Below are 26,569 nucleotides of genomic sequence, written 5' to 3'. Positions count from 1 at the left end.
TCGCGCCCTGCGATCCCGGCCCGTGCGCCTTGTCGCGCGCCCCGCGCTTGGGTAAGGAGCGGGAGGCATCGGCATGAAGGAGGCGAGACGCCCATGGCGAAACTGGTCACGATTTTCGGCGGATCGGGCTTTCTGGGCCGGCAGGTCGCCCGCCTGATGGCCAAGCAGGGCTGGCGCGTCCGCGTGGCCGTGCGCCGCCCGGACGAGGCGCTGTTCACCCGCACCTATGGCAATGTCGGGCAGGTCCAGCCGGTCCTGTGCAACATTCGCGACGATCTGTCGGTGCGCGCGGCGATGGCCGAGGCAGACGCGGTGGTCAACTGCGTCAACATCCTGACGCCCAAGGGCAAGAGCACCTTCAAGGCCGTCTTCGAGGACGGGGCCGAGAACATCGCCCGCCTGTCCGCCGAGATGGGCGTGGCGCGGATGGTCCATGTCTCGGGGATCGGCGTCGATCCCGATTCGTCCAGCCCCTATGTCGCGGCCAAGGCGCGGGGCGAGGCTGCGGTGCTGCGCCACCGCCCCGATGCGGTGATCCTGCGTCCCTCGGTCCTGTTCGGGCCGGACGACACGTTCTACAACCGTTTTGCCGCCATGACGCGGCTTGGCCCGGTGCTGCCCATCGTGGGGGGAAAGGTGCGGATGCAGCCGGTCTTCGTCGATGACGTGGCCAGGGCCGCCGTCAAGGGCGCCACGGGCGAGGCCGCGCCCGGCATTTATGAACTGGGCGGGCCGGACGTGCTGACCATGAAGGACATCATGGGCCAGGTGCTGAAGGCCACCATGCGCCGCCGGGGCATCATCAACATGCCGTTCTGGGTGGCGGGCCTTGGCGCGCGGGTGCTGGGCTTGTTGCAATTCCTAACGGGCGGGCTGTTCACCAACTCGATTTTGACCCGCGACCAGCTGGCGCTGCTGCGTCACGACAACGTGGTGTCGCCCGGCGCGCGCGGCTTTGCCGACCTGGGCATCCAGCCCATCGCGGCGGATGCGGTGATCGAGCAGTATCTGTGGCGCTTCCGCCCCTCGGGGCAATACGAGGCGATCAAGAAGTCGGCCAAGAACCTGCGCGCCCATTGATGGAGCCGAACACCATCGTCGCAGCCATCCTCGGGGTTCTCGAGGGGCTGACCGAGTATATTCCCGTGTCATCGACCGGGCATATCCTTCTGGCGGGGCATTTCCTGGGCTTCGATTCGCCCGGCCGCAGCTTCGAGGTGCTGATCCAGTTGGGCGCGCTGCTGGCGGTCCTGGGCGTCTATGCGTCGCGGATCGTGCAGATCCTGGCGGCGGCCCCCCGTGACGCGGCCGCGCGGCGCTTTGTCGCGGCGGTGCTGCTGGCCTTCGCGCCCGCGGTGGTGGTGGGGGTGCTGGCGCATGACATCATCAAGACGGTGCTGTTCGAAACCCCGATGCTGATCGCCGTCATGCTGATCCTGGGCGGGGTGGTGCTGCTCTGGGTGGACCGGCTGGCCCGGCAGCCCGTCTATACGCGGGCCGAGGATTTTCCCCTGTCGATGGCCTTCAAGATCGGCCTGATCCAGTGCCTTGCGATGATCCCCGGCGTGTCGCGGTCGGGCGCCACCATCGTCGGCGGGCTGCTTTTGGGGGCAGACAAGCGGTCGGCTGCCGAATTTTCGTTCTTTCTGGCCATGCCCACCATGCTGGGGGCATTCGCCTATGACCTGTTCAAGAATCGTGCCATCCTGGATGCCAGCGCCATCGGCACCATCGCCGTGGGCTTTGTCGCGGCCTTTGTCAGCGCCCTGATCGTGGTGCGCTGGCTGCTGGGCTATGTGTCGAAGCACGGATATGGCCTGTTCGGATGGTGGCGCATCGTCGTGGGCGTCGTTGCCTTGGTGGCGCTTCTGGCCGGTAGGTAACGTGTGCTGACCTAAATGGCGGTGGTTCCGGGCTGAAAATATTCGCGGCAGCAAAAAATATGCCGTTTAGGTCAGTGTTGCTGACTTTTCATCGAATGTTCCTTGGTTTATTGGGTCTGCGGAAGTTCCTGTTGACTTGGAAGGTGCGCAGCGATGGCCACGCAGAAGATGCTCAAGTTCGTCTCGACCCCGCGCGAGATGCCCGAGAAACGCTCGGCCGCGGAACGCAGCGAGGACTTCCACGAGATTTACCGCGAATTCGCCAGGGCCAAGGCCGCCGAACAGGCCAGCCGGTGCAGCCAGTGCGGCGTGCCCTATTGCCAAAGCCATTGCCCGCTGCACAACAACATCCCCGACTGGCTGCGCCTGACCGCCGAGGGACGGCTGTACGAGGCCTGGCAGGTCAGCCAGGCGACCAGCACCCTGCCCGAGATTTGCGGCCGCATCTGCCCGCAGGACCGGTTGTGCGAGGGCAACTGCGTGATCGAGCAGTCGGGCCACGGCACCGTCACCATCGGCGCCATCGAGAAATACATCAACGATGTCGCCTGGGAGGAAGGCTGGATCACGGCCGTGCAGCCCGGGCAGGAACGCGCCGAGTCGATCGGCATCATCGGCGCGGGTCCCGGCGGGTTGTCGGCGGCGCACATGCTGCGCGCGCGGGGGTTCCAGGTCACGGTCTATGACCGCTATGACCGCGCGGGCGGGCTGATGACCTATGGCATCCCCGGCTTCAAGCTGGAAAAGGACGTGGTCCTGCGCCGCAACCAGTGGCTGGCCGACAGCGGGGTCGAGTTCGTGCTGAACTGCGCCGTGGGCGAGGACATCAGCTTCGACGCGATCCGGGGCAAGCACGACGCGGTGCTGATCGCCACGGGTGTCTACAAGACCCGGGATCTCGACATCGACAACGCCGATGCGGGCGGCGTGGTCCGCGCCATCGACTATCTGACGGCCTCGAACAAGGTCGATTTCGGCGACGAGGTTCCCGATTTCGCCGATGGCGAGCTGGACGCCAAGGGCAAGCGCGTGGTCGTCATCGGCGGCGGCGACACCGCCATGGATTGCGTGCGCACCGCGATCCGCCAGGGCGCGCTGTCGGTGAAATGCCTGTATCGCCGCGACCGCGCCAACATGCCCGGCTCGCAGCGCGAGGTCCAGAACGCCGAGGAAGAAGGCGTGGAATTCGTCTGGATGTCCGCGCCTGGCAAGTTCATCGGCCATGTCACCGGCGACTTCGCCGCCAGCCAGGAAGCCGACGTGGACGGGCCGGTGCGCACCGTGTCGCAGATCGCTTCGGTCAGCATCCAGAAGATGCGCCTTGGCGCGCCGGACGTGACGGGCCGCCAGGCGCCCGAGCTGATCGAGGGCGCCGATTACGACGAACCCGCCGATCTGGTGATCAAGGCCCTGGGCTTTGAACCCGAGGATCTGCCCAGGCTGTGGGGCGTCGAGGGGCTGGAGGTCACCCGCTGGGGCACCATCAAGGCCAATTTCCAGACCCACCAGACCAGCCTGCCCGGCGTCTTCGCCGTGGGCGACATCGTGCGCGGCGCCAGCCTGGTCGTCTGGGCGATCCGCGACGGGCGCGAGGCCGCCGAATCCATTGCCGGATACCTGACCGGCGAAGCCCGCATCGCGGCAGAGTAGGGGTTCGTGATGCTGCGGATCACCCTGTCCCTGGGGCTGGCCCTGGCCGCATCCGCCGGCCATGCCGCCAGCTTCACCCCGCCGCAGGGCTGCCAGCTGCAATCGACGGGGCAGAACCGCGGCTGTTCGGTCGTGCAGTATTACAGCTGCAAGGCCGACCCGGCGGGCGACCAGCGCAGCGCGGTCTTTGGCAAGGATGGCCTGCGCCACCTGTCGCGCATCGACGCCGAGACCCGCTGGGTCGAAAGCAGCGACCCGAACACCGGCCTGGCCGATTTCCTGGTCGAGCGGTCCAAGGACCACGCCAGCTTCAAGACGCTGCTGGAAACCGGCCGGGACGATTTCGACTTCTGGACCGAATCGAACACCGGCGAGCGCCTGCGCCACGTGGGCCAGGACATCCTGACCGGCGAGACGGTCGCCATCGACGGCGAGGCGCTGGAGGTCACGCGCTTTCAGCTGAAGACCTATGGCGCGGATGGCGAATTGCTGATCGAACGCACCGGCCAGCAGTTTATCAGCCGCAAGGCCGCCCGATTTTACGGCGGCATCGAGACGCAGTCCGACTGGACCGGGCAGCGCCAGGAAACCAACGACAGCCCCGTCACCTTCGCCTTTCCGGGCGAGGAAGGCTTCGGGGACACCGAACCGCAATTCGACTGCGATCAGTTGCTGACGCAGCTTCTGCACGAAAGGGCCTGACGATGAGCAAGGATTGGCAACAGGAAGAACAGGCCCGCCGCGACTGGATGGCGACCCACAGCCTGTACCGCGAGGAAGACGAGCATTCGTCCTGCGGCGTGGGGCTGGTGGTCAACATCGACGGCAAGCCCTCGCGCAAGGTGGTGCAGTCGGGGATCGACGCGCTGAAGGCGATCTGGCACCGGGGCGCGGTCGATGCCGACGGCAAGACCGGCGACGGCGCGGGCATCCATGTGCAGATCCCGGTCCCGTTCTTCTATGACCAGGTGCGCCGCACCGGCCATGAACCCGATGGCAACAAGCTGATCGCCGTGGGCCAAGTCTTCCTGCCGCGCACCAACTTTGCCGCGCAAGAGGCCTGCCGGACCATCGTGGAATCCGAAGTCCTGCGCATGGGCCATTACATCTATGGCTGGCGCCACGTTCCGGTGAACACCGCCGTCCTGGGCGAAAAGGCCAATGCCACCCGCCCCGAGATCGAGCAGATCCTGATCCGCTGCGAAAAGGACATCGACCAGGTCCGCTTCGAGCGCGAGCTTTACATCATCCGCCGCCGCATCGAAAAGGCCGCCGTCGCGGCCCAGGTCGCGGGCCTGTATTTCTGTTCGCTGTCCTGCCGCTCGATCATCTACAAGGGCATGATGCTGGCCGAGCAGGTCGCGGAATTCTATCCCGACCTCAAGGACGACCGGTTCGAATCGGCCTTCGCGATCTATCACCAGCGCTATTCGACCAACACCTTCCCGCAATGGTGGCTGGCCCAGCCGTTCCGCATGTTGGCCCATAACGGCGAGATCAACACGCTGAAGGGCAACCTCAACTGGCTGCGCAGCCACGAGATCCGCATGGCCTCCAGCGCCTTCGGCGAGGCGGCCGAGGACATCAAGCCGATCGTCCCCGCCGGGTCGTCCGACAGCGCCGCCCTGGACGCGGTGTTCGAGGTGATGGTGCGCTCGGGCCGCAGCGCGCCCATGACCAAGACCATGCTGGTCCCGGAAAGCTGGTCCAAGGCCACCACCGACATGCCCAAGGCCTGGGCGGACATGTATGCCTATTGCAACGCGGTGATGGAGCCGTGGGACGGTCCGGCGGCGCTTGCCATGACCGACGGCCGCTGGGTTTGCGGCGGCCTGGACCGCAACGGCTTGCGCCCCATGCGCTATGTCGTGACGACCGAGAACATGCTGATCGCGGGATCCGAGGTCGGCATGGTCCCGGTGGACGAGATGACCGTGCGCGAAAAGGGCGCGCTTGGGCCGGGCCAAATGATCGCCGTCGACATGTGGGACGGCAAGCTGTATCACGACGCGCAGATCAAGGACCGCCTGGCGTCCAGCCAGCCGTTCGGCGAATGGATCGAAAAGGTCGTGGACCTGAGCGATGTCATGCGCGAACTGCCCGAACAGGTGCATTTCAGCGGCGACGAGTTGCGGCGCCGCCAGACGGCTGCGGGTTACACGCTGGAGGAACTGGAACACGTCCTCTCGCCCATGGCCGAGGATGGCAAGGAATCCATCGCCTCGATGGGCGACGACACGCCGCCCGCGGTGCTGTCGAACCAGTACCGCCCGATGAGCCATTTCTTCCGCCAGAATTTCAGCCAGGTGACGAACCCGCCCATCGACTCCTTGCGCGAAACGCGGGTGATGTCGCTGAAGACGCGGTTCGGGAACCTCAAGAACGTGCTGGACGAATCGAGCACCCAGACCGAGATCCTGATCCTGGAAAGCCCCTTCGTCGCCAACGGCGAATTCGCGGAAATGTCGCGGATGTTCGGCGAAACGGTGACGCGCATCGACTGCACCTTCGCCCACGGCGCGGGAACCGAGGCCCTGGGCGAGGGCCTGGCCCGCATCCGCGCCGAGGCTGAGGATGCGGTGCGGTCCGGCGCGGGCCATCTGGTCCTGACGGACGAGGCGCAGGGACCCGACCGGGTGGCGATGCCGATGATCCTGGCGACCAGCGCGGTCCATTCCTGGTTGACCCGCAAGGGCCTGCGGACCTTCTGTTCGCTGAACGTGCGGTCCGCCGAATGCATCGACCCGCATTACTTCGCCGTGCTGATCGGCTGCGGCGCGACCACGGTGAACCCCTATCTGGCCCAGGATTCGATCCAGGACCGGATCGAACGCGGCCTTTTGCCCGGCACCCTGATCGAGAACATGCGCCGCTATCGCGACGCGGTGGACGCGGGCCTTCTCAAGATCATGGCGAAGATGGGGATCTCCGTCATCTCGTCCTATCGCGGCGGCCTGAACTTCGAGGCCGTGGGCCTGTCCCGCGCGATGGTGGCCGAATATTTCCCCGGGATGCATTCGCGCATCAGCGGCATCGGGTTGCACGGGCTGCAGGCCAAGGTCGAGGGGCTGCACCACAAGGCCTTCCACGGCGGCAATGTCGATCTGCTGCCGGTCGGCGGCTTCTACAAGATGCGGCGCACGGGCGAAAAGCACGCCTGGGAAGCCAGCACCATGAAGATGCTGCAGGTGGCCTGCGACCGCGCGTCCTATGACGTGTGGAAGCAATACAGCGCCGCCATGCGCGCCAACCCCCCGATCCACATCCGCGACCTTCTGGACATCAAGCCGCTGGGCAAGCCGGTGCCCATCGAGGAGGTGGAAAGCATCACCAGCATCCGCAAGCGGTTCGTGACGCCGGGCATGTCGCTGGGCGCGCTGTCGCCCGAGGCGCACATGACGCTGAACATCGCCATGAACCGCATCGGCGCCAAGTCCGATTCGGGCGAGGGCGGCGAGGATCCGGCGCATTCCCATCCGCTGCCCAACGGCGACAACCCTTGCGCCAAGATCAAGCAGGTGGCCTCGGGCCGGTTCGGCGTCACCGCCGAATACCTCAACGCCTGCGAGGAGTTGGAGATCAAGGTGGCCCAGGGCGCCAAGCCGGGCGAGGGCGGGCAGTTGCCCGGCATGAAGGTCACGGCCTTGATCGCCCGTCTGCGCCATTCGACGCCGGGGGTCACGCTGATCAGCCCGCCGCCGCATCACGACATCTATTCGATCGAGGATCTGGCGCAGCTGATCTATGACCTCAAGCAGATCAACCCGCGCGCCAAGATCACGGTGAAGCTGGTGGCGTCCTCGGGCGTGGGCACGATCGCGGCGGGCGTGGCCAAGGCCAAGGCCGACGTGATCCTGATCTCGGGCCACAATGGCGGCACCGGGGCCTCGCCCGCCACGTCCATCAAGTTCGCGGGCCTTCCGTGGGAAATGGGCCTGACCGAGGCGCATCAGGTGCTGGCGATGAACCGCCTGCGCGAACGGGTGACGCTGCGCACCGACGGGGGCCTGCGCACGGGCCGCGACATCGTCATGGCCGCGATGATGGGGGCCGAGGAATACGGCATCGGCACCGCCGCCCTGATCGCCATGGGCTGCATCATGGTGCGCCAGTGCCAGTCGAACACCTGCCCGGTGGGCGTCTGCACCCAGGACGAACGCCTGCGCGCCATGTTCACCGGCAGCGCCGACAAGGTGGTGAACCTGATCACCTTCTATGCCCAGGAGGTCCGGGAAATCCTGGCCTCCATCGGCGCGCGCAGCCTGGACGAGGTGATCGGGCGGGCCGACCTGCTGACCCAGGTCAGCCGGGGGGCCGCGCATCTGGACGACCTGGACCTGAACCCGCTGCTGATCACCGTCGATGGCGCGGACAAGATCGTCTATGACCGGTCCAAGCCGCGCAATGCGGTCCTGGAAACACTGGACAGCGAGATCGTCAAGGACGCCGCCCGCTTTTTCGAGGACGGCGAGAAGATGCAGCTGTCCTATGCCGTGCGCAACACCCACCGGACCATCGGCACGCGCACGTCCAGCCTGATCGTGCAGAAGTTCGGGATGCGCAACAGCCTGCAACCCGACCACCTGACGATCCGCCTGACGGGTTCCGCCGGGCAGTCGCTGGGGGCCTTTGCAGCACCCGGGCTGAAGATCGAGGTGTCGGGCGACGCCAACGATTACGTGGGCAAGGGCCTGTCGGGCGGCACCATCGTGGTGCGCCCGCCCATGGCAAGCCCCTTGGTCGCCGCGGAAAACACGATCATCGGCAATACGGTCCTGTATGGCGCGACCGACGGCTACCTGTTCGCGGCGGGCCGGGCGGGCGAACGCTTCGCCGTGCGGAACTCGGGCGCCAAGGTGGTGATCGAGGGCTGCGGGTCGAACGGCTGCGAATACATGACCGGCGGCGTGGCGGTGATCCTGGGCCGGATCGGCGCGAACTTTGGCGCAGGCATGACCGGGGGCATGGCCTATCTGTATGACCCGCAGGGCGTGGCGCGCGACTATATCAATCCGGAAACGCTGGTGATGTGCGCGGTCACCAAGGACCACTGGGAAGGCCAGCTGAAGGGCCTGGTGGAACGGCACTTCAAGGAAACCGGATCGCGCCGCGCGGGCGAGATCCTGGGGGATTGGGCAGCGGAAAAGGCCAACTTCCTGCAGGTCTGCCCCAAGGAGATGCTGATCCACCTGCCGCATCCGATCATGGACGTGGAGGAACCCCGCGCGGTTCCGGCGGAATAAGCCGGACCCTGCGGAACCCATGCCGGGCGCGCAGCGATGCGCGCCCGTTTGCATGGGGCGGGCAGGGGTCAAGCGGCTGGCAAGGGGACAAAAAGAAAGACCCGGGCTTTTCGGCCCAGGCCCTTGATTTGATGATGGTGAGCCCAACAGGATTCGAACCTGTGACCCACTGATTAAAAGTCAGTTGCTCTACCAACTGAGCTATGGGCCCAACATGGGGGGCTTACTAGGGGGGGTGGCCCGGGGCGTCAAGCGGAAAAGTCGGCGGGACTGGCGGAAATTTCCGGCAGGCCTTATAGGACGGGCATGAACAGCAATCCCGCCCCCGGCCTGCCCTTCATGAAGATGCATGGGCTTGGCAACGATTTCGTCGTCCTGGATCTGCGCGCCGGTGGCAAGCCGCCGTCCGCAGGCGTGATCGCGCGCATGGCCGACCGCCATCGCGGGGTGGGGTTCGACCAGTTGGCGACGGTCGAAACGGACGATCGCGCCGATGTGCGGCTGCGGTTCTGGAACGCGGACGGGTCGGTCAGCGCGGCTTGCGGCAACGCCACGCGCTGCATCGCGCGGTTCGTGATGGATGAAACCGGCCGCGACCGGCTGAGCCTGCGGACCGATCACGCGGTGCTGCTGGCCGAGGATGCGGGCGGTGGCCTGACGCGGATCAACATGGGACCGCCGGTGCTGGACTGGCGGGCGATTCCCCTGGCGCGGGACGTGGACATCGACCGCCTACCCATTGACGGCGATCCGGCGGCGACCGGCATGGGCAATCCGCATGTCACGTTCTTCGTGGAGGACGCGGCCTCGGTCGATCTGGCAACCTTCGGCCCCGCGATGGAGCATCACCCGCTTTACCCGCAGCGCGCCAATGTCGAGGTGGTTCAGATCGTCTCGCGTGACGAGATTATCCTGCGCATCTGGGAACGCGGGACGGGGCCGACGCTAGCCTCGGGGTCGTGTTCCTGCGCCGCTGCCGTGGCCGCGGCCCGGCGCGGGCTGACCGGGCGGCGGGTCAGGGTGAACGTGCCGGGCGGCGCGCTGCTGATCGACTGGCGCGACGATGGCGTCTGGATGGAGGGGCCGACGGCGCATGTCTTTTCGGGCGTGCTGACCCCGGAATGGCTGTCCCAATGACCGCGCCCGTCTTTTCCACGCTGGGCTGCCGCCTCAACGCCTATGAAACCGAGGCGATGCGCGAGATGGCCGAGGCCGCGGGCCTGTCCGGGGCCGTGGTCGTCAACACCTGCGCCGTCACCGCCGAGGCCGTGCGCAAGGCCCGCCAGGAAATCCGCCGCCTGGCGCGCGAAAACCCCGGCGCGCCGGTGATCGTGACCGGCTGCGCGGCCCAGACCGAGCCGGAAACCTTCGCCGCCATGCCCGAGGTGACGCGCGTCATCGGCAACCACGAGAAGATGCAGCCGGAAACCTGGGCCGGCCTGCGCGCGCCCGACTTGATCGGGGAAACCGAGAAGATCCGCGTCGATGACATCATGTCGGTGCGCGAAACGGCCGGGCACCTGATCGACGGCTTTGGCCGCCATCGCGCCTATGTCCAGGTGCAGAACGGCTGCGACCATCGCTGCACCTTCTGCATCATCCCCTATGGCCGGGGCAATTCGCGGTCGGTGCCTGCGGGCGTGGTGGTGGAACAGATCAAGCGCCTGGTGGGTCGCGGCTTCAACGAGGTCGTGCTGACCGGCGTGGACCTGACCAGCTGGGGCGCGGACCTGCCGGGGACGCCTCGGCTGGGCGATCTGGTGATGCGGATCCTGCGGCTGGTCCCGGACCTGCCGCGCCTGCGCATCAGCAGCATCGACAGCATCGAGGCGGACGAGAACCTGATGGGGGCCATCGCCACCGAACCTCGCCTGATGCCGCATCTGCACCTGTCCTTGCAGGCGGGCGACGACATGATCCTGAAGCGGATGAAGCGCCGCCACGGGCGCGACGACGCGATCCGGTTCTGCGAGGAGGCGCGGCGGCTGCGCCCCGACATCGTCTTCGGCGCCGACATAATCGCGGGCTTTCCCACGGAAACCGACGCGATGTTCGAGAACAGCGTCAGGCTGGTGGGCGATTGCGGGCTGACCTTCCTGCATGTCTTTCCGTTCTCGCCCCGCAAGGGGACGCCCGCCGCGCGGATGCCTGCGGTGAAAGGCCCGGTGATCCGCGACCGCGCCGCCCGGCTGCGTGCGGCAGGCGATGCCGCGCTGCGTGCGCATCTGGAGGGGCAGGTGGGCCGGACCCATCGCGTGCTGACCGAAGGCCCCCGCCTGGGCCGGACCGAGCAGTTCACCGAGGTGGCCTTTGCCAGCGACCAGCCGGAAGGCGCGCTGATGGACCTGCGCATCGCGGGCTATGACGGGGCGCGGCTGGTCGCCTGAGATGCGCTGCTTGAGCCGGGCGGGATCAGGAAACACATGTGTTTCCCCCGCCCGCCACGCGACGGTGCCACAAAAGACGGTAACGCCAAAGACCACGGAAGGCCGGCGCCCGACCCGAGGGGGGCGTGTAAGCGCCCGCCTGGGGGCGGGGCGGGCGCTGGCCGGGCCTTTGAGGCCCGGCGGTTCCGGTGGATAGGGCGCACCGTGGCGAAGGCGATGGCCTTCGCCAGACCACGTTCCCCGCTCACCGCGCCATGAACACCGGCACGCGCGCCTTTTCCAGCATGTTGCGCGTGGCCCCGCCCAGGATCGCCTGGCGGAAGCGGGAATGGCCATAGGCGCCCATCACCACCAGGTCGGCGGCGATTTCCGTGGCGCGGCGGTTCAACTCTTCGCTAACGGTGGCCGCCGTGCGGGCCAGCACGGCGATGTCGGCATGAACGCCGTGGCGCGTCAGCATCTGCGTCAGGGGCGCGCCGGGTTCCGATCCGTCGGCGCTGCGGCGGGGGTCGATGATGGTGATCTCGACCGATTTCGCCGCCTGCAGCAAGGGCAGGGCGCGGCGCACGGCCGCCAGGGCCTCGAGCGACTGGTTCCAGGCCACCAGCACCTTTTGCGGCGGATGGGCGGGCAGATCGGTGCCGGGCAGGACCAGAACGGGGCAGCCGCCCTCGAACAGCGCGGCCTCGACCACGGCCTCGGCCTCGCCGGGGGCGTCCTTGCCATAGGGACGGGCCAGAACGGTCAGGTCGGAAAAGCGCGCCCGCATCCCCACGAGGTTCGAGATGCCGCCGATCTGCGCCACCGCGGCCTCGGACGACCAGCGCAGGTCGGAAAAGCGCGCCAGATGCTGGCGCACCGTCTGGTCCAGCGATTCGGCCGCCTCCATCGCCATGTCGATGGCGTCCTGGAAGGCATAGGGCGTGCCGCCCGGAAAGTAATAGCCCACCTGCGTGTGGTCGAGACCCAGGCTCAGCACCGACAGGTGGCCGTCCTCGCGCGCGGCCAGCGCCGCCGCCGCGTCAAGCTGGGGCAGCTGCCGCTCGTCGGACAGGATGGTGAGGATGCTCTTGTAACCCATGACGGACTCCTCTGGTCAGGTCGGGACCAGGATGGCGGATTGGCCGCTCCCTGGCCTTGATCGGAATCAAACCCCTCGATTTGACGCAGATCAAGGTTCCGTGTGCCCGGGAACCGTATGCCCGACACCAACAAGGAGGCCTTCCTGGCGGCGATTCGTGCTGCTTGGCACCTTTGATGAAGGAACGCGGATAGAAGCCATGTGGAATTACGTGAAGCTGATCTTGCTGGGGGTCATTGCCCTGGCAGCCGCGATCGCCGCCAATCTGGCGCGCGATCCGGCCTATATGGTCAATGCCCTGGTCGTCATGCTGGTGGCGGCGGGGATGTTCGTCTGGGCCTTGCGCCGGGTCGATGAGCCGGTGCGCGCGGTCGATACCTCGCAATACATGGACGATGTGGTCCGCTTCGGGGTCGCGGCCACGGCGTTCTGGGGGGTGGTCGGTTTCCTGGTGGGCGTGGTCATCGCCTTCCAGCTGGCCTTTCCGGCGCTGAACCTGTCGGACCTGACGCAGGGCTATACCAACTTCGGCAAGCTGCGCCCGCTGCACACCAGCGCGGTGATCTTCGCCTTTGGCGGCAACGCGCTGATCGCGACCTCGTTCTATGTGGTGCAGCGCACGAGCGCGGCGCGGCTGTGGGGCGGGAACCTGGCGTGGTTCGTGTTCTGGGGCTATAACCTGTTCATCGTGCTGGCCGCGACCGGGTACATCGCGGGCGCCACGCAGTCCAAGGAATACGCCGAGCCCGAATGGTACGTGGACTGGTGGCTGACGGTCGTCTGGGTGGCCTATCTGGCCGTGTTCCTGGGCACCGTGATCAAGCGCAAGGAACCCCATATCTACGTCGCCAACTGGTTCTACCTGGCCTTCATCGTGACCATCGCGATGCTGCACATCGTCAACAACATCTCGATCCCCGTCAGCATCTTCGGATCGAAGTCGGTCCAGGTGTTCTCGGGCGTGCAGGACGCGATGGTGCAGTGGTGGTATGGCCACAACGCCGTGGGCTTCTTTCTGACCGCGGGTTTCCTGGGGATGATGTACTACTTCATCCCGAAGCAGGCCGAGCGTCCGGTTTACAGCTACAAGCTGTCGATCATCCACTTCTGGGCGCTGATCTTCCTCTATATCTGGGCCGGTCCGCACCACCTGCATTATACCGCGCTGCCCGACTGGGCCTCGACGCTGGGGATGGTCTTCTCGATCATGCTGTGGATGCCGTCCTGGGGCGGGATGATCAACGGGCTGATGACGCTGTCGGGTGCCTGGGACAAGCTGCGCACCGACCCGATCCTGCGCATGATGGTGGTGGCTGTCGGCTTCTACGGCATGGCGACATTCGAAGGCCCGATGATGTCGATCAAGGCCGTCAACTCGCTGAGCCATTATACCGACTGGACCATCGGCCACGTCCATTCCGGCGCGCTTGGCTGGAACGGCATGATCACATTCGGCGCGCTTTACTACCTGACGCCGCGCCTGTGGGGCCGGGAACGCCTTTACAGCCTGTCGCTGGTCTCGTGGCACTTCTGGCTCGCCACCATCGGCCTGGTGCTTTACGCGGCGTCCATGTGGGTGTCGGGCATCATGGAAGGCCTGATGTGGCGCGAAGTGGACAGCCAGGGCTTCCTGGTCAACGCCTTCGCCGACGCCGTGCAGGCCAAGTTCGCGATGAACGTGGTGCGTGCCCTGGGTGGGGTCCTTTACCTCGCCGGCGGGATCATCATGGCCTACAACCTCTGGGCCACCGTGGCCCGCCAGCCCAAAGCCCATTCGACGGCAATCGCCGTGCCGGCCGAATAAGGGAACGCGAGCCATGCAGATTCTTGAAAAACACAAGATCCTTGAAAAGAACGCGACGCTTCTGCTGATCCTGTCGTTCCTGGTCGTCACCATCGGCGGCCTCGTGCAGATCACCCCGCTGTTCTATCTGGAAAACACCATCGAGAAGGTGGAAGGGGTCCGCCCCTACACGCCCTTGGAACTGACCGGGCGCGACGTTTACGTCCGCGAGGGCTGCTATGTCTGCCACAGCCAGATGATCCGCCCGATGCGCGACGAGGTCGAGCGTTACGGCCATTACTCGCTGGCGGCGGAATCGATGTACGACCACCCGTTCCAGTGGGGGTCCAAGCGCACCGGGCCGGATCTGGCCCGGGTGGGCGGGCGCTATTCGGACGAATGGCACCTGGACCACCTGCGCGATCCGCAATCGGTGGTGCCGGAATCCATCATGCCGCAATACGGGCACCTGATGAACCGCATCATCGGCCCGGATTACGTCCAGGACCGCGTGGAAACCGATGCCCTGGTCGGCGTGCCCTATTCCGAGGACATGATCCTGGCCGCGGCCGAGGATTTCCGCGCCCAGGCCAACCCGAATGCCGATGCGGAAGGCTTGCAGGAACGCTATCCGGGGGCGCAGCAGCGCAACTTCGACCGCCAGCCGCAGCTGACGGAAATGGACGCGCTGATCGCCTATCTGCAGGTGCTGGGCACGATGGTCGATTTCTCGACCTTCGAACCGGACGCGTCGCGGTAAGGGGGCAGTCATGGAAACCTACAGCTTCCTGCGCGGGCTTGCCGACAGTTGGGCGCTGCTGCTGCTGGTGCTGTTCTTCGTGGGCGTGATCCTTTTCGTGTTCCGCCCCGGCGCCCGAAAGGCCCAGAAGGACGCCGCCGAGAGCATCTTCCGGCACGAGAACCGACCCGCCGATGCGGACGAGAAGGAGGGCCGGTGATGGCCGACAACGACAAGGACAAGCCCGTCGATCCGCGTCTGGATCCGGCCAATCCCGAAAACCGGCTCGAGGTCCAGCGGCACGCCGCCGACAGCGAACATGCCGCCAAGATCGCGGGCGCGATCCCCGAACGGTCCCGGCCCGACCAGCCGGTCGCCCCCCGGATGCGCAAGCAGACCCGCAAGGGCCTGGTGCAAGAGGTCGGGTCCACCGGCCACGAATGGGACGGGATCACGGAATACGACAACCCGATGCCCCGCTGGTGGCTGTGGACTTTCTACGCCACGATCATCTGGGCGGTGGGCTATGTCGTGGCCTATCCGGCGATCCCGCTGGTCAACGAGGCGACCCAGGGCCTTTTGGGCACCGACACCCGCCAGGAGGTCGCGGCCGAGATCGCGCGCTTCGACCAGGCCAATGCCCCGATCCAGGCCCGCCTGGCCGCCGTCGATCTGGCCGCCATCCCCGGCGACCCCGAACTGGTGAACTATGCCAGCAACGCGGGCGGCGCGATCTTCCGCACCTGGTGCGCGCAGTGCCACGGTTCGGGCGCGGGCGGGGCGCGCGGCTATCCCAACCTGCTGGACAACGACTGGCTGTGGGGCGGCTCGCTGGAGGATATTCACACCACCTTGCAGCACGGCATCCGCGATCCGCAGGACGGCGACACCCGCTATTCGGAAATGCCGCATTTCGGCACCGACGGGATCCTCGACCGCACGCAGATTGACCAGGTCGTGAACCACGTCCTGTCGCTGTCGGACCAGCCGCATGACGCGGGCAAGGCGGCAGCGGGCGCCCAGGTCTTTGCCGAGAACTGCGCGGCCTGCCACATGGAGGACGGCACCGGCGACCGCACGCAAGGCGCGCCGAACCTGGCCGATGCCGTCTGGCTGTATGGCAACGACCACGAGACGCTGACCCGCATCGTGACCGAGGGTCCCTATGGCGTCATGCCGTCCTGGAGCAAGCGCCTGTCCGAGGCCGAGATCCGCGCCGTCGCCACCTATGTTCACGGTCTGGGCGGCGGGGAATAACCCCCCCGCCCAGACCGCCCGGTCTTTCGCCTTGCCACGATCATGGCGAAAGAGACCGGCCCCCGTCCTGTTCGCGCGTTCCTGGGGGCCGGTCTTTAATCATAACGCCGGACCTCGCGACCGGGGTCCAGGCGGCACGAACTTTCGCATCAGCCCATCGGTGCGAAAGAGGCCGGTCCCCGCATGTTCGCGCGTTCCTGGGGACCGGCCGCTTCTTTCCCGGTGGGATCAGCCGTCGTTCCCCGGCAGCGCCACCTGCGCGTGCTGCACCACGGTCCAGTCCTCATGCCCGCGGCGCCGATAGACCGAGGTGCAGGCCGCCTGGAAGCGCGTGTCCCCCTTGGCCGCCGTGACGCGATAGCCGATGACGATCATCCCTTCCTCGGGGCGCGAGACGCTCTGGTCGGAAAACGTCACCTCGTCCCATTCGGGCGTACCGCTGACGGCTTCGATGGCGGCTTGGCCCGCGAACAGGTTGGGCGCGTGGCTCAGCGCCATGATGCATTCGGGATCGACGCGTTCGTGATAGCGCCCGTCCGAGGCGCGCCACAGGCTTTCCTCGAAGTTCCAGACCCGATTGTCGTCCATCCTGTCCTCCTTGGGTGGTGCGGTTCAGGCTTAACCGCGGGGGTGGGGGGCGGTTCCGGGGGGTGGGTGGATTTGGGCTGGCTTGGCGTTGCGGAATTGCTCCCAACGATCAAGTAGCAACGTGATGTCGTTTGAGCCCTAAGCAGACCTAAACCGACTATATCTATCCGTAGCAACCAGCTGTATTTCGGGTATTGGTTGTCTCGGTTTTAGAGTTAACCCCCAAGCGCACTAGCAACTTCGGAGACCGTCAACGGGGACAGCAAATCCTGTGCTTTTACATGTGCCCACCTGTGGCATGTTGGACAAAGGACAACCAAATCATCAGCACGGCTCTCTCGTACACCAGCGGCAAGGGGTTGGAGATGGTGCGCGTCAAACATACCATCTAACGCATCGCTGAAACGACATGCCTCGCAACACAGTATGCCGCCATTTTTTGCCCGGTTTTTGGCCTTCACCTCGCGTTTCAAATTCGGATCACGCTCGATTTCCTGCGACAGCTTCCAAATCTTTTTTCCCTCAGTCGATTTGATGTCCAATTTGGGATAAAATGTGCCGATGAGCTTCACGCCACCGGGATCGCGGAAGCCCAAAGGAAGCTGCACGTCCCATCTGCGGGAAACACTACGGTCCTTCAAAGCGTCCCACAATATTTTAATTTGGTCGTTGTAACGCATGACACGGTCGTATGCGTTCGCAAGAATGTTCATGTCGTCGAAACCTAGTTTGTCGACCAACAAAGGTTCACCGTCGATCGCATAGACTTCGGAAAGGACAATTGCGACCGGCCATTGTTCAAGGCGTTTTCTCAGCAAAGCATCAGTGACAAAGGCGGTCGTTTCGCCGTAAGCACCGGTCGCGCGGACCAACTCAATCGCTCGCCCTCGCAGTTTTTCGGGCACATGCTTTCCGCCGCCAATCGTCACGAAATAAGGCTGCTGCTGTGCATTTTCAGCTGTAACTTTCGCCTGCGAATAGTACCCTTTGTCCTTCTTAGCAGCGTCGCCTCGTGATCCGAAGCACATTACTGCTTCTTCCGATCTGCCCCAGACGGCCTTGACGCCCATAAGGTTGTTTGCACTTGGAACAACGTCGCTGAACTTGACCATTCCGGATTTACCTCGCAGTATGAAAGGATGAGAATTCCAGTCAAAAGCAATTTTGGGAACTCTTCAATTTCAATTTGGACCAGCGGAAGGCGTCACTTCCGATAACTTGTATTGGCAACGTCCGCTTGATCTGCAAAACAGACGCTCCTCACCGTCAAGCCCTTGCTTGCTTCTCCAGCCGACGATCTGCCGTCCCCAGTTGCCGTAGCATAACCCTACCCCGCCAACTCCCCCCGCAGCGAATTGCTCGCGCTTTCCACGATCCGAACGGGCACCAGATCGCCCACTTGTGCCCGGGGCGCATCGACAAAGACCGAATGCAGGTAGTCCGACTTGCCGATCATCTGCCCCGCCTGGCGGCCCGGCTTTTCGAACAGCACGCCCAGGGTGCGCCCGACCATGGCTTCCTGCGCGGCCTTCTGCTGTTTCGTCAGCAGCGCCTGGAGTTCCTGCAACCGCTGATCCGCCACCGCGCCGTCCACCTCGGGGCGGTCATGGGCCGGGGTGCCGGGGCGGGGGGAATACTTGAAGCTGAAGGCGGTGCCGAACCCCACCTCGGCCACCAGGCGCAGGGTGTCCTGGTGGTCCGCGTCGGTTTCGCCCGGAAAGCCCACGATGAAATCGCTGGTCAGCAGGATGTCGGGCCGCGCCTCGCGGATGCGGTCGATCAGGCGCAGATACTGCGCCGCCGTGTGCTTGCGGTTCATCGCCCGCAGGATCCGGTCGCTGCCCGACTGCACCGGCAGGTGCAGATAGGGCATCAGTTGGGGAATGTCGCGATGCGCGGCGATCAGGTCTTCGGCCATGTCGTTCGGATGGCTGGTGGTATAGCGGATGCGGTCCAGCCCCTCGATGTCGGCCAGCGCGCGGATCAGGCGGCCAAAGCCCCATTCGCCGTCCGACCCCGCGCCGTGCCAGCCGTTCACGTTCTGGCCCAGCAGGGTGATCTCGCGCACGCCCCGGTCCACCAGGTCGCGGGCCTCGCGCAGGATGCGGTCCACTGGGCGGCTGTTTTCAGCCCCGCGGGTATAGGGGACGACGCAGAAGGCGCAGAACTTGTCGCAGCCCTCCTGCACGGTCAGGAAGGCGGCAGGGGCGCGACGGGTGGCGCGGCGCCCAGGCAGGTGGTCGAACTTGTCCTCGGCCGGGAAATCGGTGTTGATCGCGGGCGCCTCTCCGCGCACCATCGCGGGCAGGCGGTGATAGGTCTGGGGACCGACGACCAGATCGACCAGGGGCATCCGGCGCACGATCTCGGCGCCCTCGGCCTGGGCCACGCAGCCCGCCACGCCGATCTTGAGGTCGGGACGCGCGGCCTTCAGCGGCTTCAGGCGCCCCAGGTCGGAATAAAGCTTCTCGGCCGCCTTCTCGCGGATGTGGCAGGTGTTCAGCAGCACCATGTCGGCGTCGGCCTGATCCTCGGTCAGGACATAGCCTTCGGCGCCCATGGCCTCGGCCATGCGCTGGCTGTCATAGACGTTCATCTGGCAGCCATAGGTCTTGATGAAAAGCTTTTTCACTGCCGGGGGATTGGCCTGGTCGGTCATGCCGTGCTGTCCTTTGGGGATCGCGTGCTGATACAGTAAAGACCGAGAAATGGAAAGCGGCCCATGGACAGCGACCTGACGACGATCACCAACATCGGTCCCGCCACCGCCCGGGCGCTGATCGCGGCAGGCATCCCCGACGCTGCTGCCCTGCGCCGGATCGGCGCGCACGAGGCCTATCGCGCGCTGCTGGTCGCAGGCGAGCGGCCGCATTTCATCGGCTATTACGTCCTGGCCATGGCCCTGCAGGGGCGGCCCTGGAACGACTGCCGGGGGGCGGAAAAGGCCGCGCTGCGCGAGCGGTTCGATGCCTTGGTGGCCGAAGCGCGGGGCGTGCCGCTGGCGGGGATCGAGGCGGAACTGGATCTGATCGGCCTGCGCCGTCCTTGAACGCCCTCATCCGCCCGGCTAGCCTGCAGGCAAACCGATGGAGGCCATGATGAACAAACCGCAAAGCTGGGAAGCCCGCGCCGACGCCTATTCGCTTTACGGCTTCACCGACCTGCCCAGCGTCGCCAGCCGCGGCGCGGTGGTGCTGACCCATGGCGAGGGACCCTATGTGATCGACGTGAACGGCCGCCGCTACCTGGACGCGAATTCCGGGTTGTGGAACATGGTCGCGGGCTTCGACCACAAGGGCCTGGCCGAGGCCGCCAAGGCCCAGTACGACCGCTTTCCCGGATACCACGCCTTTTTCGGGCGGCTGTCCGACCAGACCGTGATGCTGTCCGAAAAGCTGGTCGAGGTCTCGCCCTTCGAGCGCGGCAAGGTCTTCTACACCAACTCGGGGTCCGAGGCGAACGACACCATGGTCAAGATGCTGTGGTTCCTGCACGCCAGCGAAGGCAACCCGCAGCGGCGCAAGATCCTGACCCGCTGGAACGCCTATCACGGCGTGACGGTGGTGTCGGCATCCATGACCGGCAAGCCCTACAACTCGGTCTTCGGCCTGCCGCTGCCCGGCTTCATCCACCTGACCTGCCCGCATTACTGGCGATACGGCGAGGCGGGCGAGACCGAGGAGCAGTTCACCCAGCGGCTTGCCCGCGAGCTGGAGGACACGATCCAGCGCGAGGGTCCCGACACCATCGCAGGCTTCTTTGCCGAACCCGTGCAGGGGGCGGGCGGCGTGATCCCGCCGTCGCAGGGCTATTTCCAGGCGGTGCTGCCGATCCTGAAGAAATACGACATCCCGATGATCGCGGACGAGGTCATCACGGGCTTTGGCCGCACCGGCAACACTTGGGGCTGCCAGACCTACGGCTTCATGCCCGACGCCATCATCAGTTCCAAGAACCTGACGGCGGGCCTGTTCCCGATGGGCGCGGTGATCCTGGGCGGCGAGTTGTCCGACCGGGTGCAGGCGGCGGTGGACAAGATCGAGGAGTTCCCCCACGGCTTCACCGCCTCGGGCCACCCGGTCGGCTGCGCCATCGCGCTGAAGGCCATCGACGTGGTGATGAACGAAGGCCTGGCCGACAACGTGCGCCGCCTCGCCCCCCGGCTGGAGGCGGGCCTGCGCGCGATCATGGACCGCAGCGATCACATCGGCGAATTGCGCGGCGTGGGCTTCATGTGGGCGCTGGAAGCCGTGCGCGACAAGGCCACCAGGACGCCCTTCGAGAGCCACCTGTCGGTCAGCGAACGCATCGCCAACGCCTGCACCGACTTGGGGTTAATCTGCCGCCCCTTGGGCCAGTCCATCGTGCTGTGCCCGCCCTTCATCCTGACCGAGGCGCAGATGGACGAGATCTTCGACAAGCTGGAACGGGCGCTGCAGAAGGTGTTTGCGGAGGTGGCGTGACCCGTAGGGTACGTGCTTGCACGCACCGCTTGCGCAAAGGTGGTGCGTGCAAGCACGCACCCCACCGCTATTCTTGTAATGCGCCGAAAAGCTCTTAGTCATCAGATGTGGAGGATGTGAATGCTCAAGATCACGGGAACACGGGGGTCATGGATGGCCACAGTTCAAGGTTATGGCAAGCTGCCCGTCATCCACAATCATCGGATGAATTGGAATACGCAGACCTATAGCGACCCATTCAAGGATCGTGTGGTTGGCATGAAGAAAGTTGACGAGTGGCATGCGGCACTGGAAACGGGCGACCTCCTTGTTGTTCAGCGAGGCGTAAAAGATGCGACCGGCAACGAAACGACTGAACGGGACGGATACATCGGCGTTTTCCGTTATACCGGGTATCGCCGGATTGATGAAAACGGCGGTATAGAGTTGCTTATAACAGAGCGGATCAGTCGCTGACGGAAGGTCAGCATATGTCGGGTCGCATGACCCGTAGGGTGCGTGCTTGCACGCACCACGCCCGCCTCAACGCTGCGTGCAAGCACGCACCCTACCGCCGCGCCAGCTTGCGTTCGATGTAATCCCGCAACTCCTCGATCTCGGCGCGGCTTTCGCGCAGGCCCCCCATCGCGGTTTCCAGTTCCGCCTGCACCGTCGCCAGGCGGCTTTCGCGGTCCTGGATCAGGGCGATGGCCTTGTCGCGTTCGCGTTCCGTATCGCGCAGCTTTCGTTCCAGATCCTGCAGGTCGGCATGGGTGGGGCGGGTCAGCCGCCCGATCAGCCAGCAGGCGAACCAGCCCAGGACAAAGGCGCCGAACAGGACAAGGGCGGTGGCGGTGATGAATTCGGTGCGATCCATGCGGGTCCAGCTTGCGATCAGGGGGCGGATCCCTCGTCCGGCCGGGCTGCGGGGCGCGGCGTGTCCGGGTTTGGCGTCCGGACGGGAAGCCTAAGGGTTTCCTCGCGCGCGTCCAGCGTCCGGAAGACCTCGGTGGCGCCGACCGTGGCAGGGACCATCGGCCCGATGCCGGCCTGCGGCAAGGCGGGACCGAACATCTGCGGCTGTGGGGTGTCCGGCCGGACGGGACCGATCGGATCCCCGGCGGGCTGGTCGGGGGGCGCAGGCTCGGCGGTCACGCCCGACAGGGTCACGGGGGCGGGCAGGGGATCGACGCGCACCGGATAATCCGACAGCAGCCGGAACTCGATCCGGCGGTTTTCCTCGCGTCCTTCCTCGGTGTCGTTGGAGGCGATGGGCTGGCTTTCGCCATAGCCGCGCGCGGTCATGTTGGTGATGTCGATGCCCGCGCCCGCCATCGCCCCCACCAGGGCCTGCGCCCGGCCCCGCGACAGGTCGGCGTTGAAGCCTTCGGACCCCTGCGCGTCGGTATGCCCGCCCGCCTCGATCTGGAAATCGGCGCATTCGGTCATGACGGCGGCCAGCCGGTCAAGCGTGGGGGCGGGGTCGCCCGCGATGGCGGCCTTGGACGGCTCGAATCCGATTTCGGATTCCGACATCACGATGTTCAGCTGGCGCACGCATTCGGGACCATCGGGCAGGTCCAGTGCCGGGTCCAGCCGCCGGTCGTATCGGATCGCCAGCTCATAGGGGGCGCCCGGTCCCAGGCGTTCGGCCAGCCGTGCCGCCGCGGCCTCGGGTGCCGCCGGGTCGCCCGAGGTGCCGGCGATGCGGATCAGGTCGGGCGTGACCCGCAGGCTGCCCGATTGCAGGGTATCCAGCGCCTCGAGCGCGGCGATGACCCGCACCGTCCAGCCGCCAGGAACCGAGGGGTCGTTCACCAGGCTGCCCCCGACGGCGGGAAAGCGCGCCCGCGCCACGCTGTCCACCGTTTCGCGCATCCGGTCGTCGCTGATGCGCCCCGCGATGTCCAAGACCCGCGTTTCGGACAAGGTGGCGGTGAATTCGGCGGGACCCTCCAGGGCCTTGTCGGGCGCGGTTTCCAGGTCCGATTGCAATGAGAACACCGGGGGCAGGGACCGTTGCAAGCCGGCCACCGCCCGGTCGAAGGCCGCCTTGTCCACGCCGGGCGGCGCCACCAGCGACACATCGGCATCCGACAGCGTCACCGACCCCCGGCCCAGGGTCCCCACCGCCCCGATCGCCGCCGCCGCCGCTTCGGCCCAGTCGGGCGAGGGCGCGCCAAGCCCCAGGGTGCAGGCCGGAACCTCCGCCGCCCCTGCCTTGGCGGCGGCGTCCACGATGCGGTCGCGGCCTTCCTCGGTGTCGGCGGTGCAGGATTCAAGGCGCGCGCCGTTCTCGTCGATGACGAAGCGCAGGGTGAAGAGCGCGATGACCGGACGCGGGGCCGAGATGTCGGTGACAAGCTCCACCCCCGCGGGCAGGGTCCGGCGCAGCGCGGCCTCCAGCCGTCCCTTTTCGTCGCGGCTGTCGGCGATGGCCGAGATCGTGACGCGGCCCGGCTGGATCGAGATCTTGGCCTGCGTCGCCATCTGCGCGGCGCGCAACCCATAGCGGATGGAAGCGTCCCACCCCTCGGGCACGGCATGGTCGGCGGCTTCCAGCAGGTCGGTCACCCGGGGCGCGGCGGTCTCGGTCCGCAGCGTGCGCACCAGGCCCGCCCGGTCGGTCGAGGCCGGGACCATCCCGATCAGCGAGATGCCCCCGTCGTTGCGCAGCAGTTCCACCGTGAAGTCCGGCGGCGTCATGTCTGCCGCCGAGGCGACGGTCATCGCGTCCACCACGCGCGAGGGATCGACGGCGCTGCCCGCCTGCGTCACGGCGCGGAAGCGGTCCACCTCGGTCGGCGCGGTGCCGGTCAGGCGGACCTGCAAGCCGTCGGTCGCGACCCCGACCCAGTCCTGCCCCGAGGCTTGCAGCGCCTGTTCGACATCCCGCCGCGACCGCTGTTCGACAAAGCTTGCGGCGGTGTCGGCGCCCAGCCAGCACAGCCCGCCCGCGGCGGACAGGGCAAGAAGCGTGGCGATGGACGAGGCAAGCCGCCTGCGGGGCATGAGCCATGACCTTTGGCTGTTTCCGTCGCCCCCGATCTAACGGCGGGCCGGGGTCCGCGCAATCAGACGAGTCCGGCCAGGGCGAGAAACAGCGCAAGGATCAGCCCCGCGTCACGGTTCGACCGGAACAGCCGCAGGCAGACAGCGCCTTGTTCCGGCTGGAAATTCCGCAATTGCCAGGCCAGATGCGCCGCGAAACCGGCAAGGCCCGCATAGCCCATCAACAGATTGCGACCCGTCAGCGCGATGGCCACGGCCAGCAAAACGACGGTCAGCACCGCAAAGCCCGCGAGGATCCGCGGGCTGTTGTCGCCGAACAGGCGCGCGGTGGATTTCACGCCGATCAGGGCGTCATCCTCGACATCCTGGTGGGCATAGATGGTGTCATAGAAGATCGTCCAAGCGATCCCCGCCAGCCAGGCCACCGCCGGCGCGGCATCCAGCCGGCCCATATGGGCTGCATAGGCCAGCATCACGCCCCAGTTGAAGGCCAGGCCCAGGAACACCTGCGGCCACCAGGTGAACCGCTTGGCAAAGGGATAGATCGCGACCAGCGCCAGGGATGCCACGCCCATCCAGATCGCCGCCCGGTCCAGCGTCAGCAGGATCGCCAGGCCCACCAGCCCCTGCGCCACCAGCCAGCCATAGGCCCCGCGCAGCGTCACCTGGCCGCTTGGCAGGGGCCGCGACCGGGTGCGCGCCACCTTGTCGTCGATGTCGCGGTCGGTGATGTCGTTCCAGGTGCAGCCCGCCCCGCGCATCACCAGCGCGCCGATCCCGCAGGCGACGGCGATCCACAGGTCTGCCCATCGCGGCCTGTCCGCCATCATCGCCAGCCCGATCCCCCACCAGCAGGGCAAGAGCAGCAGCCATGTCCCGATGGGCCGGTCGGCGCGGGACAGGCGCAGCCACGGCCTCCAGGCCGGGGGGGCCACGGTATCGACCCAGTTTCCCTTCGGCGCGTCGACGACGGCGTCTGGTCTTTCGCTCCGGCTTTGCATAGCGTCTGGCCCCATGGCAAGGATCAGGCTGTTCATAGATCACCCGCTGGCCGCCGGACAACCCGTTCCGCTGAACGGGGATCAGGCGCATTACCTGGGCGGCGTCATGCGCCTGGCGCCCGGGGCCGTGATGGAGGTCTTCAACGGCCATGACGGCGCGTGGTCCGCGCGCCTGGTGCAGGCCACCAAGCGCGGCGGCTCGCTGGACGTGCTGGAACAGGTGGCCCCGCAGCGGAACCCGCCCGACCTGTGGCTGGTCTTCGCGCCGATCAAGAAGGCGCGCACCGACTTCATCGTGGAAAAGGCAGCCGAGATGGGCGCCGCGCGGATCCTGCCGGTGCAGACCGACCACACCAATTCGGAACGCATCCGCCAGGACCGCCTGCAGGCCCATGCCGTCGAGGCGGCGGAACAATGCGGCGGCACCTTTGTGCCCTTGGTGGCCGACCTCGTGCCGCTGGCGCGCCTTCTGGATGGCTGGGACGAATCCCGCCGCATCCTCTGGGCGGACGAGGCGATGGCGGGACCGGCAGAGACGCTGGCGGGCCTGCCGCGCGGTCCCTGGGCGATCCTGATCGGTCCCGAGGGCGGGTTTTCCGATGCCGAACGCGCCCGCCTGGCGGCGCTGCCCCATGTGAGTCGCATCAGCCTGGGACCGCGAATCCTGCGCGCCGACACGGCTGCCGTCGCGGCACTTGCGTTGTGGCAGGCGGCGTTAGGGGATTGGTAAGAAACGATTGCCGCAATGCGGCATTCCATGCCGCAAATGCGACATCCGGCGCCGCTTGACGCTTTCCAAATCTGCATGGCGCGCATAGCGGCCTTGCCGGGGCCGCGGCTACTCTTTCTTGACTGCCCAATCTATATCCTGCTGCATGAAGCGATGCCCGATGGTCGGGCACTTCTGAAACGGGTGATGAAAATGTCAACGATCGAACTGAACCGCAGCCATGCTGGCCAGGGCGTTGGCAATGTCGTTGCGAACTTTTTCTCGATGCTGTCCACGTGGAACGATGCCCGCGTGACCCGTCGGGAACTGAGCCGCCTGTCGGATCGCGAGCTGGACGATATCGGTCTGTGCCGCGGCGACATCGAGCGGATTGCGCGCGGCTTCTAAGCCATAGCCATCCCGGTTTAAGACGAACGAACCCCCAATGCCGATGCATAGGGGGTTTTTTCTTGTCTTAGTGCATGTGGAGGGATGTGAACCCGGCAGCCTGGGCCGCATCCGCGAAGGCCGCGCGCGCCGTCCCGATGGGGATCATGCAATGGGCGGCGGCATCCAGCATCCGCGCGGCATGGGCGCGGGGCGCATCATCCACCGGCCATTTGCGTCGCAGCCAATAGGCGGCCGTTTCGATGGTGGTGAAGGTCTTCACGTCGCCGTCCGGCAGGACGAACGACAGGGGGTTTCCCCAGTGTATCTCGATCAAAACTGTTCTTTCATGAAATCATCCGATCCCGCGCCCGGGTCATCCAGTGATCGGGGCGTCCGGCGATCGG

At 66.2% G+C, this 26,569-nt stretch carries 24 protein-coding genes and 1 tRNA gene; 16 read left to right on the top strand and 9 right to left on the bottom strand.

The window, feature by feature from the left end:
- Positions 1-93: 93 nt before the first annotated feature.
- The 5 genes from GIY56_RS09600 to gltB all read left to right on the top strand — a co-directional run bounded on the left by GIY56_RS09600 (position 94) and on the right by gltB (position 8,776).
- Positions 94-1,080 carry a complex I NDUFA9 subunit family protein gene (locus tag GIY56_RS09600; protein ID WP_154764603.1) on the top strand — a complete coding sequence of 329 codons (987 nt, stop codon included), beginning with the start codon at positions 94-96 and terminating at the stop codon, positions 1,078-1,080.
- The gene (locus tag GIY56_RS09595) at positions 1,080-1,883 is read left to right on the top strand and encodes an undecaprenyl-diphosphate phosphatase (protein ID WP_154764602.1); all 804 of its coding nucleotides are present in this window, start codon (positions 1,080-1,082) and stop codon (positions 1,881-1,883) included. The genes GIY56_RS09600 and GIY56_RS09595 overlap by 1 nt, the downstream gene beginning before the upstream one ends.
- A gap of 153 nt (positions 1,884-2,036) precedes the next feature.
- The gene (locus GIY56_RS09590; protein ID WP_154764601.1) at positions 2,037-3,533 is read left to right on the top strand and encodes an NAD(P)-dependent oxidoreductase; all 1,497 of its coding nucleotides are present in this window, start codon (positions 2,037-2,039) and stop codon (positions 3,531-3,533) included.
- Between the two features lie 9 nt (positions 3,534-3,542).
- Complete coding sequence (locus tag GIY56_RS18380; protein WP_196053600.1) at positions 3,543-4,235, top strand: hypothetical protein; 693 nt, start codon at positions 3,543-3,545, stop codon at positions 4,233-4,235.
- Positions 4,236-4,237: 2 nt separating this feature from the next.
- Entirely contained in the window at positions 4,238-8,776 is a 4,539-nt protein-coding gene (gene gltB, locus GIY56_RS09585) for a glutamate synthase large subunit (RefSeq protein WP_230312407.1), read from the top strand.
- Positions 8,777-8,911: 135 nt separating this feature from the next.
- Here the strand turns inward: gltB and GIY56_RS09580 are convergent.
- Positions 8,912-8,987, bottom strand: a tRNA-Lys gene (locus tag GIY56_RS09580).
- Positions 8,988-9,082: 95 nt separating this feature from the next.
- On the opposite strand from GIY56_RS09580, the gene dapF reads away from it, so the two are divergent.
- Positions 9,083-9,913, top strand: coding sequence for a diaminopimelate epimerase (dapF, locus tag GIY56_RS09575; protein WP_196053593.1), 831 nt, complete (start codon positions 9,083-9,085; stop codon positions 9,911-9,913).
- Positions 9,910-11,163, top strand: a complete 1,254-nt coding sequence (mtaB, locus tag GIY56_RS09570) for a tRNA (N(6)-L-threonylcarbamoyladenosine(37)-C(2))-methylthiotransferase MtaB (RefSeq protein WP_154764600.1) — start codon at positions 9,910-9,912, stop codon at positions 11,161-11,163. Before dapF ends, mtaB begins: the two co-directional genes overlap by 4 nt.
- Before the next feature lie 244 nt (positions 11,164-11,407).
- Here the strand turns inward: mtaB and GIY56_RS09565 are convergent, their stop codons facing one another.
- The gene (locus GIY56_RS09565; protein WP_154764599.1) at positions 11,408-12,244 is read right to left on the bottom strand and encodes a universal stress protein; all 837 of its coding nucleotides are present in this window, start codon (positions 12,242-12,244) and stop codon (positions 11,408-11,410) included.
- 199 nt (positions 12,245-12,443) lie between these two features.
- On the opposite strand from GIY56_RS09565, the gene ccoN reads away from it, so the two are divergent.
- The 4 genes from ccoN to ccoP all read left to right on the top strand — a co-directional run bounded on the left by ccoN (position 12,444) and on the right by ccoP (position 16,023).
- Positions 12,444-14,048 (top strand): cytochrome-c oxidase, cbb3-type subunit I, encoded by a 1,605-nt coding sequence (ccoN, locus tag GIY56_RS09560; protein WP_154764598.1) that lies wholly within the window; start codon positions 12,444-12,446, stop codon positions 14,046-14,048.
- 13 nt (positions 14,049-14,061) lie between these two features.
- A complete protein-coding gene (gene ccoO, locus GIY56_RS09555) occupies positions 14,062-14,787 on the top strand; it encodes a cytochrome-c oxidase, cbb3-type subunit II (protein WP_154764597.1) in 726 nt (241 codons plus the stop codon).
- A gap of 10 nt (positions 14,788-14,797) precedes the next feature.
- A complete protein-coding gene (locus GIY56_RS09550; protein WP_154764596.1) occupies positions 14,798-14,986 on the top strand; it encodes a cbb3-type cytochrome c oxidase subunit 3 in 189 nt (62 codons plus the stop codon).
- 164 nt (positions 14,987-15,150) lie between these two features.
- Positions 15,151-16,023 (top strand): cytochrome-c oxidase, cbb3-type subunit III, encoded by an 873-nt coding sequence (ccoP, locus tag GIY56_RS09545; RefSeq protein WP_230312426.1) that lies wholly within the window; start codon positions 15,151-15,153, stop codon positions 16,021-16,023.
- A gap of 228 nt (positions 16,024-16,251) precedes the next feature.
- On the opposite strand, the gene GIY56_RS09540 is transcribed toward ccoP, so the two are convergent.
- The 3 genes from GIY56_RS09540 to miaB form a co-directional block, all read right to left on the bottom strand.
- Positions 16,252-16,611 (bottom strand): DUF4440 domain-containing protein, encoded by a 360-nt coding sequence (locus tag GIY56_RS09540; protein WP_154764594.1) that lies wholly within the window; start codon positions 16,609-16,611, stop codon positions 16,252-16,254.
- A gap of 215 nt (positions 16,612-16,826) precedes the next feature.
- Positions 16,827-17,723 (bottom strand): HNH endonuclease, encoded by an 897-nt coding sequence (locus GIY56_RS09535; protein WP_154764593.1) that lies wholly within the window; start codon positions 17,721-17,723, stop codon positions 16,827-16,829.
- 215 nt (positions 17,724-17,938) lie between these two features.
- Positions 17,939-19,270, bottom strand: coding sequence for a tRNA (N6-isopentenyl adenosine(37)-C2)-methylthiotransferase MiaB (gene miaB, locus GIY56_RS09530; protein WP_154764592.1), 1,332 nt, complete (start codon positions 19,268-19,270; stop codon positions 17,939-17,941).
- Positions 19,271-19,333: 63 nt separating this feature from the next.
- On the opposite strand from miaB, the gene GIY56_RS09525 reads away from it, so the two are divergent.
- The 3 genes from GIY56_RS09525 to GIY56_RS09515 all read left to right on the top strand — a co-directional run bounded on the left by GIY56_RS09525 (position 19,334) and on the right by GIY56_RS09515 (position 21,530).
- Complete coding sequence (locus GIY56_RS09525; RefSeq protein ID WP_154764591.1) at positions 19,334-19,660, top strand: TfoX/Sxy family protein; 327 nt, start codon at positions 19,334-19,336, stop codon at positions 19,658-19,660.
- 49 nt (positions 19,661-19,709) lie between these two features.
- Positions 19,710-21,074 carry an aminotransferase gene (locus tag GIY56_RS09520; RefSeq protein ID WP_154764682.1) on the top strand — a complete coding sequence of 455 codons (1,365 nt, stop codon included), beginning with the start codon at positions 19,710-19,712 and terminating at the stop codon, positions 21,072-21,074.
- Between the two features lie 120 nt (positions 21,075-21,194).
- Positions 21,195-21,530 (top strand): hypothetical protein, encoded by a 336-nt coding sequence (locus tag GIY56_RS09515; protein ID WP_154764590.1) that lies wholly within the window; start codon positions 21,195-21,197, stop codon positions 21,528-21,530.
- Between the two features lie 91 nt (positions 21,531-21,621).
- Here GIY56_RS09515 and GIY56_RS09510 read toward each other — a convergent pair whose 3' ends face one another.
- The 3 genes from GIY56_RS09510 to ubiA form a co-directional block, all read right to left on the bottom strand.
- On the bottom strand, positions 21,622-21,930 hold the full coding sequence (locus tag GIY56_RS09510; protein WP_154764589.1) for a hypothetical protein: 309 nt from the start codon (positions 21,928-21,930) through the stop codon (positions 21,622-21,624).
- A gap of 17 nt (positions 21,931-21,947) precedes the next feature.
- Entirely contained in the window at positions 21,948-24,065 is a 2,118-nt protein-coding gene (locus GIY56_RS09505; protein WP_154764588.1) for an OmpA family protein, read from the bottom strand.
- A gap of 62 nt (positions 24,066-24,127) precedes the next feature.
- A complete protein-coding gene (gene ubiA, locus GIY56_RS09500; protein ID WP_154764587.1) occupies positions 24,128-25,066 on the bottom strand; it encodes a 4-hydroxybenzoate octaprenyltransferase in 939 nt (312 codons plus the stop codon).
- 13 nt (positions 25,067-25,079) lie between these two features.
- On the opposite strand from ubiA, the gene GIY56_RS09495 reads away from it, so the two are divergent.
- Positions 25,080-25,796 carry a 16S rRNA (uracil(1498)-N(3))-methyltransferase gene (locus GIY56_RS09495; protein ID WP_154764586.1) on the top strand — a complete coding sequence of 239 codons (717 nt, stop codon included), beginning with the start codon at positions 25,080-25,082 and terminating at the stop codon, positions 25,794-25,796.
- 15 nt (positions 25,797-25,811) lie between these two features.
- A complete protein-coding gene (locus GIY56_RS18865) occupies positions 25,812-26,183 on the top strand; it encodes a DUF1127 domain-containing protein (protein WP_328288494.1) in 372 nt (123 codons plus the stop codon).
- 67 nt (positions 26,184-26,250) lie between these two features.
- On the opposite strand, the gene GIY56_RS09485 is transcribed toward GIY56_RS18865, so the two are convergent.
- The gene (locus GIY56_RS09485; RefSeq protein WP_196053592.1) at positions 26,251-26,499 is read right to left on the bottom strand and encodes a DUF982 domain-containing protein; all 249 of its coding nucleotides are present in this window, start codon (positions 26,497-26,499) and stop codon (positions 26,251-26,253) included.
- Positions 26,500-26,569 lie beyond the last annotated feature (70 nt).

Origin of the sequence: Paracoccus lichenicola, from assembly GCF_009708075.1 — a bacterium.
In the GTDB taxonomy this organism is placed as follows: Bacteria; Pseudomonadota; Alphaproteobacteria; order Rhodobacterales; family Rhodobacteraceae; genus Paracoccus; species Paracoccus lichenicola.
The sequence above is the reverse complement of the archived record's forward strand: the minus strand, read 5'-3'. Positions and strand labels throughout refer to the sequence as shown.